The 16,895-nt window shown below is 63.4% G+C and carries 18 protein-coding genes and 2 riboswitches; of the genes, 10 read left to right on the top strand and 8 right to left on the bottom strand.

What is annotated here, in order from left to right; translation table 11 throughout:
• The first annotated feature begins 57 nt into the window (after positions 1–57).
• The 5 genes from AWB74_RS19760 to AWB74_RS19740 all read left to right on the top strand — a co-directional run bounded on the left by AWB74_RS19760 (position 58) and on the right by AWB74_RS19740 (position 7,259).
• Positions 58–876: an alpha/beta hydrolase gene (locus AWB74_RS19760; protein WP_061148418.1), complete on the top strand. Its 819-nt coding sequence runs from the start codon at positions 58–60 to the stop codon at positions 874–876.
• Between the two features lie 82 nt (positions 877–958).
• A complete protein-coding gene (locus AWB74_RS19755) occupies positions 959–2,155 on the top strand; it encodes an efflux RND transporter periplasmic adaptor subunit (RefSeq protein WP_061148417.1) in 1,197 nt (398 codons plus the stop codon).
• Positions 2,156–2,181: 26 nt separating this feature from the next.
• Entirely contained in the window at positions 2,182–5,382 is a 3,201-nt protein-coding gene (locus tag AWB74_RS19750; RefSeq protein ID WP_061148416.1) for an efflux RND transporter permease subunit, read from the top strand.
• 5 nt (positions 5,383–5,387) lie between these two features.
• The gene (locus tag AWB74_RS19745; protein ID WP_407642451.1) at positions 5,388–6,881 is read left to right on the top strand and encodes an efflux transporter outer membrane subunit; all 1,494 of its coding nucleotides are present in this window, start codon (positions 5,388–5,390) and stop codon (positions 6,879–6,881) included.
• A 153-nt stretch (positions 6,882–7,034) separates the two neighbouring features.
• The gene (locus AWB74_RS19740) at positions 7,035–7,259 is read left to right on the top strand and encodes a hypothetical protein (protein ID WP_061148448.1); all 225 of its coding nucleotides are present in this window, start codon (positions 7,035–7,037) and stop codon (positions 7,257–7,259) included.
• A gap of 9 nt (positions 7,260–7,268) precedes the next feature.
• Here AWB74_RS19740 and ppk2 read toward each other — a convergent pair whose 3' ends face one another.
• Positions 7,269–8,165, bottom strand: a complete 897-nt coding sequence (gene ppk2 / locus AWB74_RS19735; protein ID WP_061148414.1) for a polyphosphate kinase 2 — start codon at positions 8,163–8,165, stop codon at positions 7,269–7,271.
• A 250-nt stretch (positions 8,166–8,415) separates the two neighbouring features.
• On the opposite strand from ppk2, the gene lhpI reads away from it, so the two are divergent.
• Positions 8,416–9,354, top strand: a complete 939-nt coding sequence (gene lhpI / locus AWB74_RS19730) for a bifunctional Delta(1)-pyrroline-2-carboxylate/Delta(1)-piperideine-2-carboxylate reductase (protein ID WP_061148413.1) — start codon at positions 8,416–8,418, stop codon at positions 9,352–9,354.
• 116 nt (positions 9,355–9,470) lie between these two features.
• The gene (locus tag AWB74_RS19725) at positions 9,471–9,782 is read left to right on the top strand and encodes a hypothetical protein (RefSeq protein WP_061148412.1); all 312 of its coding nucleotides are present in this window, start codon (positions 9,471–9,473) and stop codon (positions 9,780–9,782) included.
• A gap of 97 nt (positions 9,783–9,879) precedes the next feature.
• On the opposite strand, the gene AWB74_RS19720 is transcribed toward AWB74_RS19725, so the two are convergent.
• The 3 genes from AWB74_RS19720 to AWB74_RS19710 form a co-directional block, all read right to left on the bottom strand.
• Complete coding sequence (locus tag AWB74_RS19720; RefSeq protein ID WP_008353090.1) at positions 9,880–10,194, bottom strand: antibiotic biosynthesis monooxygenase family protein; 315 nt, start codon at positions 10,192–10,194, stop codon at positions 9,880–9,882.
• A gap of 29 nt (positions 10,195–10,223) precedes the next feature.
• Positions 10,224–10,595, bottom strand: coding sequence for a DUF1428 domain-containing protein (locus AWB74_RS19715; RefSeq protein ID WP_061148447.1), 372 nt, complete (start codon positions 10,593–10,595; stop codon positions 10,224–10,226).
• Between the two features lie 80 nt (positions 10,596–10,675).
• The gene (locus tag AWB74_RS19710; protein ID WP_087039105.1) at positions 10,676–11,224 is read right to left on the bottom strand and encodes a histidine phosphatase family protein; all 549 of its coding nucleotides are present in this window, start codon (positions 11,222–11,224) and stop codon (positions 10,676–10,678) included.
• A gap of 57 nt (positions 11,225–11,281) precedes the next feature.
• A riboswitch (cobalamin riboswitch) is annotated at positions 11,282–11,405 on the top strand.
• A gap of 29 nt (positions 11,406–11,434) precedes the next feature.
• Here AWB74_RS19710 and AWB74_RS19705 point away from each other — a divergent pair.
• Positions 11,435–11,668, top strand: coding sequence for a CbtB domain-containing protein (locus AWB74_RS19705; protein WP_061148411.1), 234 nt, complete (start codon positions 11,435–11,437; stop codon positions 11,666–11,668).
• A gap of 9 nt (positions 11,669–11,677) precedes the next feature.
• A complete protein-coding gene (locus tag AWB74_RS19700; RefSeq protein WP_061148410.1) occupies positions 11,678–12,472 on the top strand; it encodes a CbtA family protein in 795 nt (264 codons plus the stop codon).
• Between the two features lie 54 nt (positions 12,473–12,526).
• On the opposite strand, the gene AWB74_RS19695 is transcribed toward AWB74_RS19700, so the two are convergent.
• From AWB74_RS19695 to AWB74_RS19675, 4 genes are all read right to left on the bottom strand, one after another.
• Positions 12,527–12,769, bottom strand: coding sequence for a DUF1289 domain-containing protein (locus AWB74_RS19695; protein ID WP_061148409.1), 243 nt, complete (start codon positions 12,767–12,769; stop codon positions 12,527–12,529).
• Positions 12,766–14,064: a cobyrinate a,c-diamide synthase gene (locus AWB74_RS19690; protein ID WP_061148408.1), complete on the bottom strand. Its 1,299-nt coding sequence runs from the start codon at positions 14,062–14,064 to the stop codon at positions 12,766–12,768. Before AWB74_RS19690 ends, AWB74_RS19695 begins: the two co-directional genes overlap by 4 nt.
• 5 nt (positions 14,065–14,069) lie before the next feature.
• Positions 14,070–14,672: a cob(I)yrinic acid a,c-diamide adenosyltransferase gene (gene cobO, locus AWB74_RS19685; protein WP_061123243.1), complete on the bottom strand. Its 603-nt coding sequence runs from the start codon at positions 14,670–14,672 to the stop codon at positions 14,070–14,072.
• Positions 14,673–14,929: 257 nt separating this feature from the next.
• The gene (locus AWB74_RS19675) at positions 14,930–15,346 is read right to left on the bottom strand and encodes a cobalamin biosynthesis protein (RefSeq protein WP_327362116.1); all 417 of its coding nucleotides are present in this window, start codon (positions 15,344–15,346) and stop codon (positions 14,930–14,932) included.
• Positions 15,347–15,421: 75 nt separating this feature from the next.
• Positions 15,422–15,679, top strand: a riboswitch (cobalamin riboswitch).
• Positions 15,680–15,807: 128 nt separating this feature from the next.
• Here AWB74_RS19675 and cobW point away from each other — a divergent pair.
• Positions 15,808–16,893: a cobalamin biosynthesis protein CobW gene (gene cobW / locus AWB74_RS19670; RefSeq protein ID WP_061148444.1), complete on the top strand. Its 1,086-nt coding sequence runs from the start codon at positions 15,808–15,810 to the stop codon at positions 16,891–16,893.
• Positions 16,894–16,895: the final 2 nt, after the last annotated feature.

Below are 16,895 nucleotides of genomic sequence, written 5' to 3'. Positions count from 1 at the left end.
ACCATCGCAACTTATGCGTGAAGGCCTTGCAGCAGCGGCCTGGCACCGAAAATAACCATGGCATCACTGTTGGATATCGAGTCGAGTCCGCGCTTGTGCATCGAAGATGTGCACATCACGGGACACGCGCAACCGATCACGTTGCGAAGCTATCGCCCCGCCTCGGACGGCACGATCCTGCCCATCGTTCTTTACTTCCACGGCGGCGGTTTTATTCGCGGCAATCTCGACGACGCCGATATCGCCGCCGCGACGATCGCACGCGATACGCCCGCGTGGGTTGTGTCCGTCGGCTATTCGCTCGCGCCGACGTATCCGTTTCCCGCCGCGCCCGAAGACGGTTATCGCGCGGCGCAATGGGCCGTCGCACATGCTCGCGCGCAGCGCGCGGACCCGCAACGTATCGGCATTGCGGGACATGACGCGGGCGGCAATCTCGCCACTTGCGTCGCGGCCATCGCACGGGATCGCGGCGATATTCGCATGTCCGCGCAGGCGCTGCTCGCGCCGCTGCTCGATCCGAGCCTGACGCGTCTCGCCGACGAACGCAAAGTGCTGTGCCCCGACTTCGAATCGCGCGAATGCGCGCAGTGGTATCGCGCATATCTGCCGAATCCTTCGCAACGTCTGCATCCGTATGCCGCGCCGCTCGAATCGCGCCGTCTCGCGGGCCTGCCGCCCGCGCTCATTGCGAGCGCCGAGCACGACCTGCTGCATATCGAAGCCGAAAAATACGCGGGCGAACTGATCGCCGCCGGCGTGCCGACAGAAGTCACGCGCCACGGCAAGGCGTCGCATCACGCGTTGGCCGCGCATCCCGACGCGCTCGCCGATGTCGTCGCGTTCTTCAAGAAGCGCCTGATGCGCGCGAAGTGACCGCAACGAAGTGACAGCAAGAAACGGCACGCCAGCCACGCAATACACAACAACAATCTCATCGCAACCGGAGCCTCATACCATGTCTTTCACTCGCAAACGCATCTACGCCGCGCTGGGCGCGACGCTGATCATCGCCGGCGCGGGCGGATACACCGCCTGGCACGGCCACGGCGATGCGGCCATCAACGAAGCCAAAGCCGCCGCTCACAGCCCGACCGCCACGGAGGTCGATGTCGCGACCGTGGTGTCGAAGACCATCACCGACTGGCAAAGCTATTCGGGCAGACTCGAAGCCGTCGATCACGTCGACATTCGCCCGCTCGTGCCGGGCACGATCGTCGCCGTGCATTTCAAGGACGGCCAGCTCGTGAAGAAGGGCGACGCGCTGTTCACGATCGATCCGCGCCCGTATGAAGCCGAAGTGGATCGCGCGCAGGCGCAGCTCGCGGCAGCGCAGGCACGTAATGGCTATACATCGACGGATGCGGCGCGTGCCGAACGCCTGCTCGCCGACAATGCGATCGCCAAGCGCGATTACGACGAGAAGCAGAACGCCGCGCGCGAGGCCGTCGCCAACCTGAAGGCCGCGCAGGCCGCGCTCGAAGCCGCGAAGATCAATCTCGCCTACACGCATATCACGGCGCCCGTGTCGGGCCGTGTATCGCGCGCGGAGCTCACGGTGGGCAACATCGTGTCGACGGGTGGGAACGCGCCTTTGCTGACGACGCTCGTGTCGGTCTCGCCGATCTACGCCTCGTTCGATGTCGACGAACAAACGTACTTGCGCTATCTCGGCCGCGATGCGGGCAACAGCGTGCCGGTGTCGCTCGGTCTCGCGAATGAGGACGGCTATTCGCGCGATGGCGTCGTCGATTCCGTCGATAACCGTCTCGATACGACCTCGGGCACGATCCGCGTGCGCGCGCGCTTCAACAATCCGGACGGCTCGCTCGTGCCCGGTCTTTATGCACGAGTGAAAGTGGGCGGCGGCTCGCCGCATCCGGCGGTGCTCGTGGAAGACGAAGCCATCGGCACGGATCAGGACAAGAAGTACGTGATGGTCGTCGACAAGGACAACCGCGTGCAGTACCGCGAAGTCTCGCTCGGACAGACGCATGAAGGCCTGCGCGTCATCAGCAAGGGCTTGCAGCCGGGCGAGCGCATCGTCGTGAACGGCTTGCAGCGCGTGCGTCCGAACGATGTGATCAAGGCCAACAACGTCGCGATGAACGACGACAACGCTGCGCCCGCCGTGAAAACGGCGTCCGCGCAGTAAGTCGTCCGCAACAGACAGAACTCGTCATGAACATATCCAAATTCTTTATCGACCGCCCGATCTTTGCGGGCGTGTTATCGGTGATCGTGCTGCTGGCGGGCATCATCGCGATGTTCAAGCTGCCGATCTCCGAGTATCCGGAAGTCGTGCCGCCTTCGGTCGTCGTGCATGCGCAGTATCCCGGCGCGAATCCGAAGGTGATCGCGGAGACCGTGGCCTCGCCGCTCGAAGAGCAGATCAACGGCGTAGAGGACATGCTCTACATGCAGTCGCAGGCGAACAGCGACGGCAATCTCACGACGACCGTCACGTTCAAGCTCGGCACCGATCCGGACAAGAACACGCAGCTCGTGCAGAACCGCGTGAATCAGGCGCTGCCGCGCTTGCCGCAGGACGTGACGCGTCTTGGCGTGACGACGATCAAGTCGTCGCCGACGCTCACGATGGTCGTCCACCTGAACTCGCCCAATGGCCGTTACGACATGACGTATCTGCGCAACTACGCGCTGATCAACGTGAAGGACCGGCTCGAACGCATCGCGGGCGTGGGTGAAGTGCAGTTGTGGGGCTCGGGCGATTACTCGATGCGCGTATGGCTCGATCCGCAAAAGGTCGCACAGCGCGGCATGACGGCGACCGATGTCGTCAACGCGATTCGCGAGCAGAACGTGCAGGTCGCGGCGGGCGTGATCGGCGGTTCGCCGACGCTGCCGAACGTGCCGCTGCAACTGAACGTGAATGCGCGCGGCCGCTTGCAGAACGAGTCGGAGTTCCGAGATATCGTGCTGAAGACTTCGCCCGATGGCGCCGTCACGCATCTCAGCGATGTCGCGCGTGTCGAATTGGCTGCATCGGAATATGGCTTGCGTTCATTGCTCGATAACAAGAGCGCGGTCGCGATCGCGATCAATCAGCAACCGGGCGCGAACTCGCTGCAGATCTCCGACGAAGTCCGCAAGACGATGAAGGAGCTCAAGGCCGACATGCCTGCGGGGCTCGAATACCAGATCGTCTATGACCCGACGCAGTTCGTGCGTTCGAGTATCGAGGCGGTGATTCACACGCTCGCCGAAGCGATTGCGCTCGTGGTGCTGGTCGTGATCATCTTCCTGCAGACGTGGCGCGCGTCGATCATTCCGCTGCTCGCCGTGCCGGTATCGATCGTCGGGACGTTCTCGCTGCTGCTCGCGTTCGGCTTCTCGATCAACGCGCTGTCATTGTTCGGGATGGTGCTCGCGATCGGTATCGTCGTCGACGATGCGATCGTGGTCGTCGAAAACGTCGAGCGGAACATCGCCTCGGGCTTGTCCGCAAGAGAGGCCACCTATCAGGCGATGCGCGAGGTGAGCGGACCGATCATCGCGATTGCGCTGACGCTCGTGGCCGTGTTCGTGCCGCTCGCGTTCATGTCGGGTCTCACGGGCCAGTTCTACAAGCAGTTCGCGATGACTATCGCCATCTCGACGGTGATCTCCGCGTTCAACTCGCTGACGCTGTCGCCCGCGCTCGCCGCGCTGCTGCTCAAAGGCCACGACGAGCCGAAGGACTGGCTCACGCGTGGCATGGATCGCGTGTTCGGCGGCTTCTTCCGCGTCTTCAACAAAGTGTTCCATCGCGGTTCCGAGGCTTACGGCAAGGGCGTCAAGCACGTCATCAACCGCAAGGCATTGATGATGGGCGTGTATGCCGTGCTGCTCGCAGGCGCGGTGCTGATGGGCAAGATCGTGCCGGGTGGCTTCGTGCCCGCGCAGGACAAGGAGTATCTGATCAGCTTTGCGCAGTTGCCGAACGGCGCATCGCTCGATCGCACCGAAGGCGTGATTCGTCAGATGAGCGATATCGCGCTGAAGCAGCCGGGCGTGGAAAGCGCGGTGGAGTTTCCGGGCTTGTCGGTGAACGGCTTCACCAATTCGTCGAGCGCGGGCATCGTGTTCGTCACGTTGAAGCCGTTCAAGGAACGCGTGCATGACAAGGCGCTGTCGGCGGGAGCGATTGCCGGCGCGCTGAACCAGAAGTACGCGGGCATCAAGGGCTCGTTCATCGCCGTGTTCCCACCGCCGCCGGTGCTCGGCCTCGGCACGCTGGGTGGCTTCAAGATGCAGCTGGAAGATCGCGGCGCGCTCGGTTATGCGGCGCTCGCCGATGCCACGCAGGCGTTCATCAAGCGCGCATCGCAGACGCCCGAACTCGGACCGACGTTCTCCAGCTATCAGATCAACGTGCCGCAGTTGAACGTCGATCTGGACCGCGTGAAGGCGAAGCAACTCGGCGTGTCCGTCACTGATGTCTTCGACACGATGCAGGTCTATCTCGGTTCGCTCTATGTGAACGACTTCAATCGCTTCGGGCGCGTGTATCAGGTGCGCGTGCAGGCCGATGCGCCGTTCCGCGCGAATCCCGAGGACATCGGCTTGCTGAAGACACGCAACGCGAATGGCGACATGGTGCCGTTGTCGTCGCTCGTGAAAGTGACGCCGACGTATGGCCCGGAAATGGTCGTGCGCTACAACGGCTACACCGCTGCCGATATCAACGGCGGTCCGGCGCCGGGTTACTCGTCGGGCCAGGCGCAGGCGGCGGCGGAGCGCATCGCGGCGGAAGTGCTGCCGCGCGGGATCAAGTTCGAATGGACCGATCTCACGTATCAGCAGATCCTCGCGGGCAATGCGGCGCTGTGGGTCTTCCCGATCAGCGTGCTGCTCGTGTTCCTCGTGCTCGCCGCGCTGTATGAGAGCCTGACGCTCCCGCTCGCCGTCATCCTGATCGTGCCGATGAGCATTCTGTCCGCGCTGCTCGGCGTATGGCTCACCGATGGCGACAACAACATCTTCACGCAGATCGGCTTGATGGTGCTGGTGGGCTTGTCGGCGAAGAACGCCATTCTGATCGTCGAATTCGCACGCGAGCTGGAGATGCAGGGGCGCACCATCGTGCAGGCCGCGATCGAGGCGAGCCGCCTGCGTCTGCGCCCGATCCTGATGACGTCGATCGCGTTCATCATGGGTGTGGTGCCGCTCGTGCTGTCGTCGGGCGCGGGCTCGGAGATGCGTCATGCGATGGGCGTCGCGGTGTTCTTCGGCATGCTGGGTGTGACGCTCTTCGGTCTGATGCTCACGCCGGTCTTCTACGTGATTCTGCGCAAGCTCTCGCGCACGGAGCACGTGACGGACAAGCACGGCACGCATCCGCAGATGCGCGGTATCGGTGCTTCGGTCGAAGCGCAATGAGGTCAATGATGAATAAGCTGCATGTTGTTTCGAGTCTGATGGCCGCGTTGATGCTGGTCGCGGGATGTTCGCTTGCCCCGACCTACGAGAAGCCCGACGTCAACGCGCCGTCGGCGTATAAGGAAACACCCGCTTTGCAGGCATCGGAAGCGGGCAGGTGGAAGACGGCGCAGCCTTCCGAAGAGATGTTGCGCGGCGAATGGTGGACGATCTTCGGTGACGCCACGCTCAACGATCTGGAGAAGCAGGCGCAGGACGCGAACCAGAATCTGAAGGCGGCCGCCGCGCGCGTGAAGGAAGCGCGCGGGATCAACCAGTCGGCGCGCGCGGGCCTGTTCCCGACGCTCGATGCGGGCTTCGGACCGACGCGTGAGAAGTTCTCGCCCGCATCGCAATTCCTGCCGCCGGATGGCAACGTGCCCGCGCAAACGCTGTGGCGCGCGCAGGCGAGCGTGTCGTATGAAGTGGATCTGTTCGGCCGCGTGTCGAACACGGTGCAGGCCGCGAACGCCGACACGCAGCAGAGCGAGGCGCTGTTCCGCTCGGTGCAGCTCGCGTTGCAGGCGGATGTCGCGCAGAACTACTTCAATCTGCGCGAGCTGGATGCCGAAGCCGATGTCTACACGCGCACCGTGCAGTTGCGCGAGGAAGCGCTGAAGCTCGTGCAAAAGCGCTTCAACGAAGGCGATATCAGTGAGCTGGATCTGGCGCGCGCGAAGTCGGAACTGGCGACGGCGCGTTCGGAAGCGATGACGGTGCAGCGTCTGCGCGCGGCATCGGAACATAGCCTCGCCGTGCTGCTCGGCAAGGCGCCCGCCGAGTTCGCCATGGCCGCGGACCCGCTCAGGCCGGTGACGATCCGCGTGCCGCCGGGCCTGCCTTCGGCGCTGCTGGAGCGCCGTCCCGATGTCGCGGCGGCGGAACGCGCGATGGCGGCGGCGAATGCGCGCATCGGCGTGGCGAAGGCGGCGTTCTTCCCGTCGCTGACGCTGACGGGCTCGGGCGGGTTCGAATCGGCGACGCTCGGCGATCTCTTCAAATGGTCGAGCCGCACGTTCCTGCTCGGGCCGTTCGCGGGCACGGCGCTCAACATCCCGATCTTCGATGGCGGCCGGCGCAAGGGCAATCTCGCCAATGCGCGCGCGATCTACGAAGAGGATGTGGCGAGCTATCGTCAGCAAGTGCTCGTCGCGTTCCGCGAGGTGGAGGACAACCTCTCGGATCTGCGCATCCTCGAAGACCAGACGGCGACACAGGACGATGCCGTCAAAGCGTCGGTGCGCGCCGCGCAGCTCTCGCGCACGCAGTACACCGAGGGTGCGGTGAATTATCTCGATGTCATCGATGCCGAGCGCACCGTGCTGCAAACGCAGCGCTCATCGGTGCAGTTGCGGGGCGCGCAGGCGATATCGACGGTGAATCTGATCCGCGCGCTGGGCGGCGGCTGGGGCGATGCCAACCCTACGCCCGTGCCCGAGCCGAGTCTCGCGCAGAAGTAAACCATGAAGTTGGCCCTGCTGCGTGCAGGGCCATTTTCATTGGGGCCGGGCAACGCGATTGTTCGTCTCCCGGAACATATGTCTTCACTTATCGAGCGTTTATCCGCGGCGCTTCAATCCTTAGAATTCTAATCATGGGATAAGGAGCGGATGATGAGAGACTTGATCGCAAAGCAACTGTATCAGCCGGCGGTGGTGCTGCCACTGCTGCTGTTGACACGCCTGATGGTCACGCTCGACTTCAATCTCGCGCAGGTCATGTTCGTGATGGTGATGAAAGGCTCGCAGCACGCCTATCAGTTCGCGCTGCGCTACACGGTCGCCCGTCAGCGCAGCAGCGCGGCGGTGAAGCACTTGCCCTGCAACAACTGCTGCTGATATCGACGCTCAATACACCTCGGGAACGTACATATCGTCGGCGACGGGCTGGCGCAGATAATCGGGATTGAACACGCGGTCGGGCAACTCGATCGGCTGATGCTCGACATCGTGATACGGCACCTGGCTCAGCAGGTGACTGATGCAGTTCAGCCGCGCACGCTTCTTGTCGACGGCATGCACCACCCACCACGGCGCTTCGGGAATGTGCGTGCGCTGGAGCATCACTTCCTTGGCCGCCGTGTACGCTTCCCAGCGGCGGCGGCTTTCGAGATCCATCGGGCTCAGCTTCCACTGCTTGAGCGGATCTTCTATACGCGCCTGAAAGCGCACTTCCTGTTCGTCGTCGGTGATCGAGAACCAGTACTTCACGATCTGGATGCCGCTTCGCACCAGCATCTTCTCGAACTCCGGCACCGAGCGGAAGAATTCTTCATACTCTTCGTCGCTGCAAAAGTTCATGACGCGTTCGACGCCCGCGCGGTTATACCAGCTTCGATCGAATAAAACGATTTCACCGGCCGCCGGCAAGTGCGAAACGTAGCGCTGGAAATACCACTGCGTGCGCTCGCGATTGTTCGGCGCCGGAAGCGCGGCCACGCGGCATACGCGCGGATTCAGGCGTTGCGTGATGCGCTTGATCGCGCCGCCTTTGCCGGCCGCGTCGCGTCCTTCGAAGAGCACGACCAGCCGATGCCCCGTGTGTACGACCCAGTCCTGCAGCTTCACGAGTTCGCCCTGCAAACGGAACAGCTCGCGGAAATAAGTCTTGCGCAGGGCCCGCTCTTCATCGGAGAAGGTCGATTCGCCGTCCAGAAAGCGATCGTCGACTTCCATCTCGAACTCTTCGTCGTAGCTGTCGATGATGTCGGCGTGGAAACGGCGCTGCTTGTCCGTCGTGTTCATGAAAGGCTCCGTGACGTTCTTGGGCGGCCGCAGTCCTCGTTTCGAGTTGCGGCGCGGAACGGCCGATTATGACGGCATACGATGGCAGTCATATGACAACGGCCGCATTGATGATCGGGTCATTCATTTTAGAAAGCGCGCGCGCTTTATGACACAGCGCGCCGCGCCGTTAGAATGTTCCGGCACTTCGATGGCATGCCGATGGCACTTTCGACTTCACCCACTTCAACTTCAATAGCGAGCGAACCCGATGACCGCGACGATCCACAGTTTCGACGAAGCCCGGACAGCACGCCTCGTGCCGTATGACCGGCTCGTGGACACCCTCGCCGCGACCATGCTCGACTACGCGGCGGGCCGCATCGTGAGCCCCGAGCGCATGGTCGTGCCGATCGAAGGCGGCGTGATGCTGTCGATGCCCGCGAGCGCCGCCGATCTCGCGATGCACAAGCTCGTGAACGTTTGCGCGCGCAACGGCGCGCTCGGTTTGCCGACGATTCACGGCCAGGTCACTGCCTACGATGCCGTCACCGGCGTGCCGCAGTTCATGCTCGACGGGCCGACCGTCACGGGACGGCGCACGGCGTCGGTCTCGATGCTCGCCATTCGCGCGCTGCATGGAGGCGCGCCGCGCGACGTCCTCGTGATCGGCACGGGCAAGCAGGCGGCGTATCACGTCGAGGCGCTCGCCGCTGTATATCCCGATGCGCGCATCCGCGTGCAGGGCTCGCGTCCCGAACGCGCGCGCGAATTCTGCGCGGCGCATGCGTCGCTATCGAACAATCTGGCGCCGCTGGACGAAGCATCGATTCCCGATTCCGTCGATGTCGTCATCGCCGCGACGACGAGCAAGACGCCGGTCTACACGCTGCCAGCGCGCGCGGGACGACTCGTGATCGGCGTGGGCGCATTCACCGCCGATGCCGCCGAGATCGCCGCCGCGACCATCCACGCGAGCGAGCTTTACGTCGACGATCCCGCGGGCGCGCGTCACGAAGCGGGCGACTTCATACTCGCCGCCGTCGACTGGAACGCGGTGCATCCGCTGGCCGCTGCAATCGCGGCTCCGGCGAAGCAGGCGACCGCCACGCGCGCCGTGATGTTCAAGTCGGTCGGTTGCGCGGCGTGGGATCTGGCGGCGTGCCGTGTCGCGCGCGCGGTTTTGTCGGAGGAAAGTGAAGCCCGATAAGGACGAGCGGGTTGGAATGGGACTTGCTGTAAGTCTTTTTAACGATGAAGGGCGCACGGGCGCCCAAAGACAACGGCGCAAAGTGCGCCACAGCAATCGAGCCAGCGAACTGACCCATGAAAAGTCGATACGACAGCAAATGGCATCCGTGGATTCCTGCCCGGGATGACGGACGCGAAGGCGCGGGCGGGGACCGCCAGCGACCAACCCATACGAGCGCCGCGCCGCCCGCGGCGTATTTCATCTCGGTGCTCGAGCTTGCCACCGGCGAGAAGCTCGGCAACGACGAGCGACTGCGCGCCGTCGCGATGCTCGAATCGCAGTTCGGCGCGGGACGTCCCCGCACGCTGAAGGAGGCCGTGCGCATTTGCGCGGCCGCGATCGATTCGTCGACGTTGCAGCGCATGGCGCGCGGCGCGAAGGCCTGAAAACCGTCTGAGAAAAGCACGGAGGTAAGGCGCGTTTTTTCACACGCGTGTAAAACGAACGTGTTTCCGAGCGCGTGCCTTGCTCCGTGCCTGCGCCTTATTTCACAGTCTGAATGACCTCGAATCCCTCGAACTCGGGATGCCCGAGATAGAGCTGACGCGTCTCGCCGCCTGCATTGCGATGCGCGGCGCGAAACGCGTCCGAGCGTGTCCAGTCCTCGAAAGCCGCCTGATTCGCCCAGATCGTATGGCTCGAATAGAGAACGTGATCGTCTTTCACCGGGCCTTTGAGCAGATGAAACTCGACGAAGCCCGGCACGTCCTTGAGATGCGTGTCGCGGCTGGTCCAGAGGCGTTCGAAATCGGCTTCGGCGCCGGGCACGATCTTGAAGCGGTTCATGGCGATATACATGTCGATGCTGTTCCGAGAAAAGAAAAATATCAGCTGCGTTCGAGCTCGACGATCGTCTTGAAGCCGCCGAAGAACATGCGTTTCGCGTCGAACGGCGGCTCACCCGATTCCATCATGCTCTTGAGACGCGGATCTTCCATGACTTTCGCGTTGACGCTGTCGCGCTGCTCGCGCGATTCGTAGACGATATACGAGAACACGACGGTTTCGCCTTCCTTCATTTGCACGCTCTGCGGAAAAGAGGTGAGCTTGCCGGGCTTCACGTCGTCGGCGAGCGTCTCGACGAATTGCAGCGCGCCGTGTTCCAGCCAGATCTTGCCGGCTGCTTCGGCCATCGCGCGGTAGGCATCGATCTTGTCGATCGGAACGGGTACGACGAATCCATCCACGTAGTGCGCCATCTGAGTCTCCTGTAACGGTTCGAAAGCGGGCCGCGCATGCGACGCGCTGTCTGCTTTGAGCCATTCGAGAGGAACGAAGTTCAGGCGCTCCATGCGTCGGCGGGCGACGCGCGCTTCAGGACTGTCGACGACAAGGGCGCGAAGTCCATCCCGTAGACCGATTGAAGCGGCATGCCGAGCGCATGCGCGAGCGCCACTTTCACGACGAGGGCATGCGTGACGACGATGCAGCGCTCGCACGGATTCAGCCTGTCGATGAACGCAAGTCCGCCGGCGACGCGCGCCGCGAGCATCTCGATGCTTTCGCCGCCATGCGGATGCGCCTGCGGGTCCGCGAGCCAGGCGGCGACCTGTTCGGGTTCGCGCTCGCCCGCTTCGCGCAGGGAAAGTCCGCGCCAGCGGCCGTAATCGATGTCGTCGAATGCGGGCACGATCTCGAAGGCATCCGTGATCCATTCCGCTGTTTGCCGCGCCACGCGCGCGGGACTTGTGAGCACGCGCGTGCCGTGACGTGCACGCAGCGGTGCGAGCAGGATGCTCTCGTCGCGGGCGGCGGCCTCGTCGCCGACGGGAAAGCGGCCGGCTTTCATCGCGCGCGTGGCAGCGTGGCACAGCAGGATGAGTTCCAAGGGAGCGGGATGGGTAATGGGGCGGGTCAGGATCGTTTTACTTTGCCGTCAATCATCATAGAATGGCAAGCTTGCAGTGCGAGGAAGCCGGTGCAAACCCGGCACGGTCGCGCCACTGTATGCGGCAGAGCCGAAAGGCGCTGCGCCGCGAGTCAGACCCCGCTGCATGCTCTTCATCAATCGGGACGCGTTTTTCCCTGGAGAACCACCATGAATGCTTCCAACGCGCCGGTGTTTTCCGCTCCGGCTTCCCCCTCGCTCGACGCACCCGTGCCCATTCCGGTGCGCGACGTGCTGCCCTGGGCCGTTTTCATCGGCCTCATTCTGCTGATCGCCATTTATTTCGTCGGCGCGGAGCAGGGCGCGACCGCGATCGTCTCGGGCACGTACGTCCACGAATTCGTCCACGACGGCCGGCATCTGCTCGGCTTTCCGTGCCACTGAGGACGCGTCATGATTCGCACTTTGCTGATACGCGGCATGATCGCGGGACTGGTCGCGGGCCTCATCGGCTTTGGCTTTGCGCGTGCGTTCGGCGAGCCGTCGGTGGCGCGCGCCATCGCGTTCGAGGAACAGCACGAGCATGCCGCAGCGCACGAGCATGAGCATCAGCACGAACACGCCGATGCAGCCGCCGCGCATTCGCACTCTCACGGCGGCGGTGACGAAGAAACCGTCTCCCGCGATACGCAAGCAGGTCTCGGTCTTCTGACGGGCGTCGCGGTATTCGGCACTGCGCTTGGCGGGCTGTTCTCGCTGGTGTTCGCGTTCGCGTACGGGCGGCTCGGCGCATTGCACGCGCGCGGCACGTCGGCGCTGCTGGCCTTGTTCGGCTTCGTGAGCGTCGCGATCGTGCCGTTCATCAAGTACCCGCCGAATCCACCGGCGGTCGGCAATCCCGAGACCATCGGGCCGCGCACGGCGCTGTTCTTCGGCATGGTCGCGATTTCTCTGGCTGCGGCCGTGTTCGCAGTGCGGCTGCAAAAGCGCATGGCGGCGCGGCATGGCGGCTGGAACGCGACGCTCATCGCCGCTGCCGCGTATGTCGTCGTGATCGTGATTGCGCAGGTTGGGTTGCCGCGCATCGACGAAGTGCCCGTCGAGTTCTCGGCCTCGCTGCTGTGGAATTTCCGCGTCGCCGCGATCGGCATTCAGGCGATGATCTGGACGACGCTCGGCCTAGTGTTCGGCGCGCTCGCCGCGCGTGAACTGGAGCGGCCGGCAGTGCGGAGCATGGCCGCGGCCTGAACGCTTCATCGAGATCGATGACACCACCCGCGCTTCGCCCGAAGCGCGGGCGTTTTATTTCGCTTTCGCGGCGCGGCGCGCGAGCAATGCGTCGAACAGACTCAGCTTCGCGGCATCGTCCATCGATCTGAAGGTCTTGATCTCTTCGCGGCTCCTGAAGCAGCCGAGGCACAGACCGGTTTCGACATCGAGCTTGCAGACGTCGGTGCATGGCGAGCCGATGGGTTCCTGCGTCTTTGCGCGCTCGATCGTATAGGCGAGATCGAGCGGCGTGCGGATATCTTGCGTGGTCGTCATAGTGTTTCGCCGCGAAAGAGCGCGGCGGCTGCGGCCGGATTCGACGGCCAGTAGGCGTGCATGTACGTGGCCGTCACCGGGCCATGCCGATAGAGCGCTTCGCCCGCCGCGCCCGTCGTCGCGTGGGATGCTTCGAGAACGCGCTGCATCGGCGTGTCGAGTGTGGAGTAGTGGAACGTGTGGCCCATCATCGCGCCGTGCGTCGTGCCGATACGCTGCATCGCGAGGCGCGAGAGCTTGCGCTGCATCGCGGCATCGCCGGGGAGAACGCCGAGCATCGTATGCCGTGTCCCTTCGATATCGGTCAGCGTATCGAGCAGATAGAGCATGCCGCCGCATTCCGCGACGACCGGCTTCTCACGCGCGACGTGCTCGCCGATCGACGCACGCGTGCGCGCATTCGCGGCGAGCGCTGCCGCATGCAGTTCGGGATAGCCGCCGGGAAGATAGAGCGCGTCGGCATCGCGGGGCGCGGGCTCGTCGGCGAGCGGCGAGAACGTGCTGACGCGTGCGCCCATCGCGACGAGCAGATCGACATTCGCCGGATAAATGAACGAGAACGCGGGATCGCGCGCGATCGCGATATGCATGCCGTCCAGAAGACGCGGCGGCGCGGGAAGCGTCGCATCGTCGAAATGAACGGGCGGCGCAAGCGTCGCGAGCGTCGTTTGGGCGATGGCATCGGCGGCGCGGTCGAGACGCGCATCGAGGCCCGCGATCTCTTCAGGCTGCGTGAGGCCGAGATGACGCTCGGGCAGCGCGATATCGTCGGCATTCGAAAGATAGCCGCAATAGTGCAGGCCTTCGGGAATGGTCTCCGACAACATCTGCGCATGACGCGCCGATGCGACGCGATTCGCGAGCACGCCATGAAACGGCACGTCCGCGCGATAGCGAGCGAGCCCGAACGCGATGGCGCCGAAGGTCTGCGCCATGCCGTGCGCGCCGATCACAGCGAGCACCGGCACGTTGAATGCGGCGGCGAGATCGGCGCTGCTCGGCGTGCCGTCGAAGAGACCCATCACGCCTTCGATGAGAATCAGATCGGCCTCGCGCGCGGCCTGTGAGAGCAGGGCGCGGCATGCGTCGAGGCCAACCATCGACAGATGCAGCGAATAGACAGGCGCGCCGCATGCGCGTTCGAGGATCATCGGATCGAGAAAATCCGGGCCGGTCTTGAAGACGCGCACTTTCAGGCCACGGCGCGTGTGATGACGCGCGATGGCGGCCGTGACCGTGGTCTTGCCTTGATGCGACGCGCTCGCGCCGATGAAAAGAGCAGGGCAGTCGGGCATCGCGTTCAGAACTCGACGCCGCGTTGCGCTTTCACGCCCTGCTCGCGATACGGATGCTTGACGAGGCGCATTTCGGTGACGAGATCTGCGAGCTCGATGAGCGCGTCGGGCGCATGCCGCCCGGTCACGACCACATGCAGCGTCGCGGGCCGCGCCTTGAATACGTCGAGCACTTCGTCGAGCGGCAGATAGTCGTACTTGAGCACGGTGTTCAGCTCGTCGAGCACGACCATTTGATACTCGCCGCTTTCGATCATGCGCCGCGCTTCGTTCCAGCCCTTGCGCGCGGTGGCCATGTCGGCTTCGCGGTTCTGCGTGTTCCAGGTGTAGCCATCGCCCATCGTGACGAAATCGCAATGCGCGATTGCGCCGAGGAAATCGCGCTCCGACGTATGCAGCGCGCCCTTGATGAATTGCACGACGCCGAGCTTCATGCCGTGACCGAGCACGCGCACGGCCATGCCGAAAGCGGCCGTGGTCTTGCCCTTGCCGTTGCCGGTATTCACGATCAGCAAGCCTTTCTCGTGATCGGCCGCGGCCTGCTTTTTCTCATGACCTTCTTTACGGCGCTGGGTCATGCGCAGATGCGATTCGGTATCGGTTTTCACATGATCTCCAGTGTGGACGGACGGGCCGTATCGTACCCCAGATAACTTCGTGTGCTAACTCCGCGCTAACAAACCGTGTGCATCATGAAAACAGGCGATAACCGATTCGAGGAGCAGAGAAATGGACGCGATCTACATCTATATGGAACTGCTGGCGCTCGTCATACTCGTTTGCCTGTGCAAAGACATGTTCAAGGCGCGCGTCGTCAGGAAGTCTGTCGACAGGGAAAGCCCGCAATCGATGAGCAAGCCATTGTTCATGTTCCGTCCGCAGAGAAATCGCGCGCCATTGCAATCGCGACGCTTACGCCACAATCGATCGTCTTTTGCACGATGAGCGCGTGCGCATTGCCCGCCAGCAGCGCGCACGGCTCGCATACGCCATCGACGTGCAGATGCTTCTGCGCATGATGCGACATCGCGGTGCGCGGCGCTCGCGCGATTTCATCGGCGCTGAAGAAACGCACCGGCAAGCGATGACGCTCGCAGAACGCGAGCAATCCCGCTTCTTCCCGTTTCGCATCGATGCTCGCGACGACGGCGATATCGCCCAACGCATACTTGCCGAGCGCGATTCGCACCGCATGCTCGATCGAATCCGCGCTGCTGCCGCGTTTGCAGCCGATGCCTACCGCGAGCTTTGCATTCATGCGAGCGACGTCTTTCATGGCCATGCAAAGCTTTTCGGGAGAGGCTGAAGATGATACAACGCCCGCCTGCCTTTTCTTGACGCTCGGCCCCGCCGGGCCTAGACTCTCACGCAGTTTTGGTGCTCGCGCGCGGATTCTCTCGCGCGCAGTTAAACGGGAAGCAGGGCGCGTTCCAAACGGCTAATCGAACGGACGCCAACCTGCGCTGCTCCCGCAACGGTAAGCGATTCCCCGCACGTACGATGTTTTCATCGCAGGTGCGGGAAGCCGGCTTCGAAGCCACTGCGCATGAATGGCGCGGGAAGGCGAAGCGGCTTTTTCGTCAGCCCGGATACCGGCCAGACTCTCAGAACGGATCGATGCTGCGGGATGCGGCGCGGTCCATGATCCATCGAAGCGTGCATCACTTTTTCGTCGACGTGCGAAGCCGATCCATCGATCGCGGCGCGCGACGCGAAGCACGCCATACCCGCCACGGAGCTACGATGCAAACCCGCAAGATCCCCGTCACGGTCGTGACCGGCTTTCTCGGCAGCGGCAAGACCACATTGATGCGGCATATCCTGTCCAACGCGCAAGGCTTGCGTGTCGCGGTGATCGTCAACGAGTTCGGCGAGCTCGGCATCGACGGGGAAATCCTGAAGGGTTGCGGCATCGGCTGCGACGACGAAGCCGGTTCCAAAGACCGCAATCTCTATGAACTCGCGAATGGCTGCCTGTGCTGCACCGTGCAGGAAGAGTTCTATCCGGTGATGGAGCAGCTCGTCGAGCGGCGCGAGAGCATCGATCACGTGTTGATCGAAACGTCGGGCCTCGCGCTGCCCAAGCCGCTCGTGCAGGCGTTCAACTGGCCCTCGATCAAGAACGCCTTTACCGTCGATGCGGTCGTGACCGTCGTCGATGGCCCCGCTGCCGCGAGCGGCCAGTTCGCGGCGAACCCCGTCGCGGTGGACGCGCAGCGCAAGGCCGATCCGAATCTCGATCACGAATCGCCGCTGCATGAGTTGTTCGAGGATCAGCTTTCGTCGGCGGATCTCGTCATCGTCAACAAGACCGATCTCATGGACGCCGATGCGCTGCAAAAGGTCGTTGCGCTCGTGCGCCCCGAGATTCCGGCCGAAGTGAAGATCGTGCCCGCGCAAATGGGCAAGCTCGATGTGCATGCGCTGCTCGGCCTCGAATCGGCATCGGAAGAAACGATTCACTTGCGGCACGATCATCACGGCTCGCCCGATGAAGAAGGCCACGCCGATCATCACCATGACGAGTTCGATTCGGTTGTCGTGCAGGGCAGCGTCGAATCGCGCGAGCAGGCTATCGCGGCGCTGCATGCGCTCGTCGAGCATCACACGATCTATCGCGTGAAGGGTTTCGCTGCGTTGCCCGGTTCTGCGATGCGGCTCGTCGTGCAAGGCGTCGGACGGCGTTTCGATAGCTACTTCGACAGGCGTTGGGAAGCAAACGAAGCGACGACGCAAAGCCGCTTCGTGCTGATCGGCGAAGATCTCGAACGCGATACGCTGCAACGCGCTTTCGACGCCGCGCTCGCGAACGCGCCCGTGCAGGCATAGCG

The organism is Caballeronia arvi (genome assembly GCF_001544695.2).
GTDB lineage: Bacteria > Pseudomonadota > Gammaproteobacteria > Burkholderiales > Burkholderiaceae > Caballeronia > Caballeronia arvi.
This window is presented reverse-complemented; position numbering and strand designations above follow the sequence as displayed.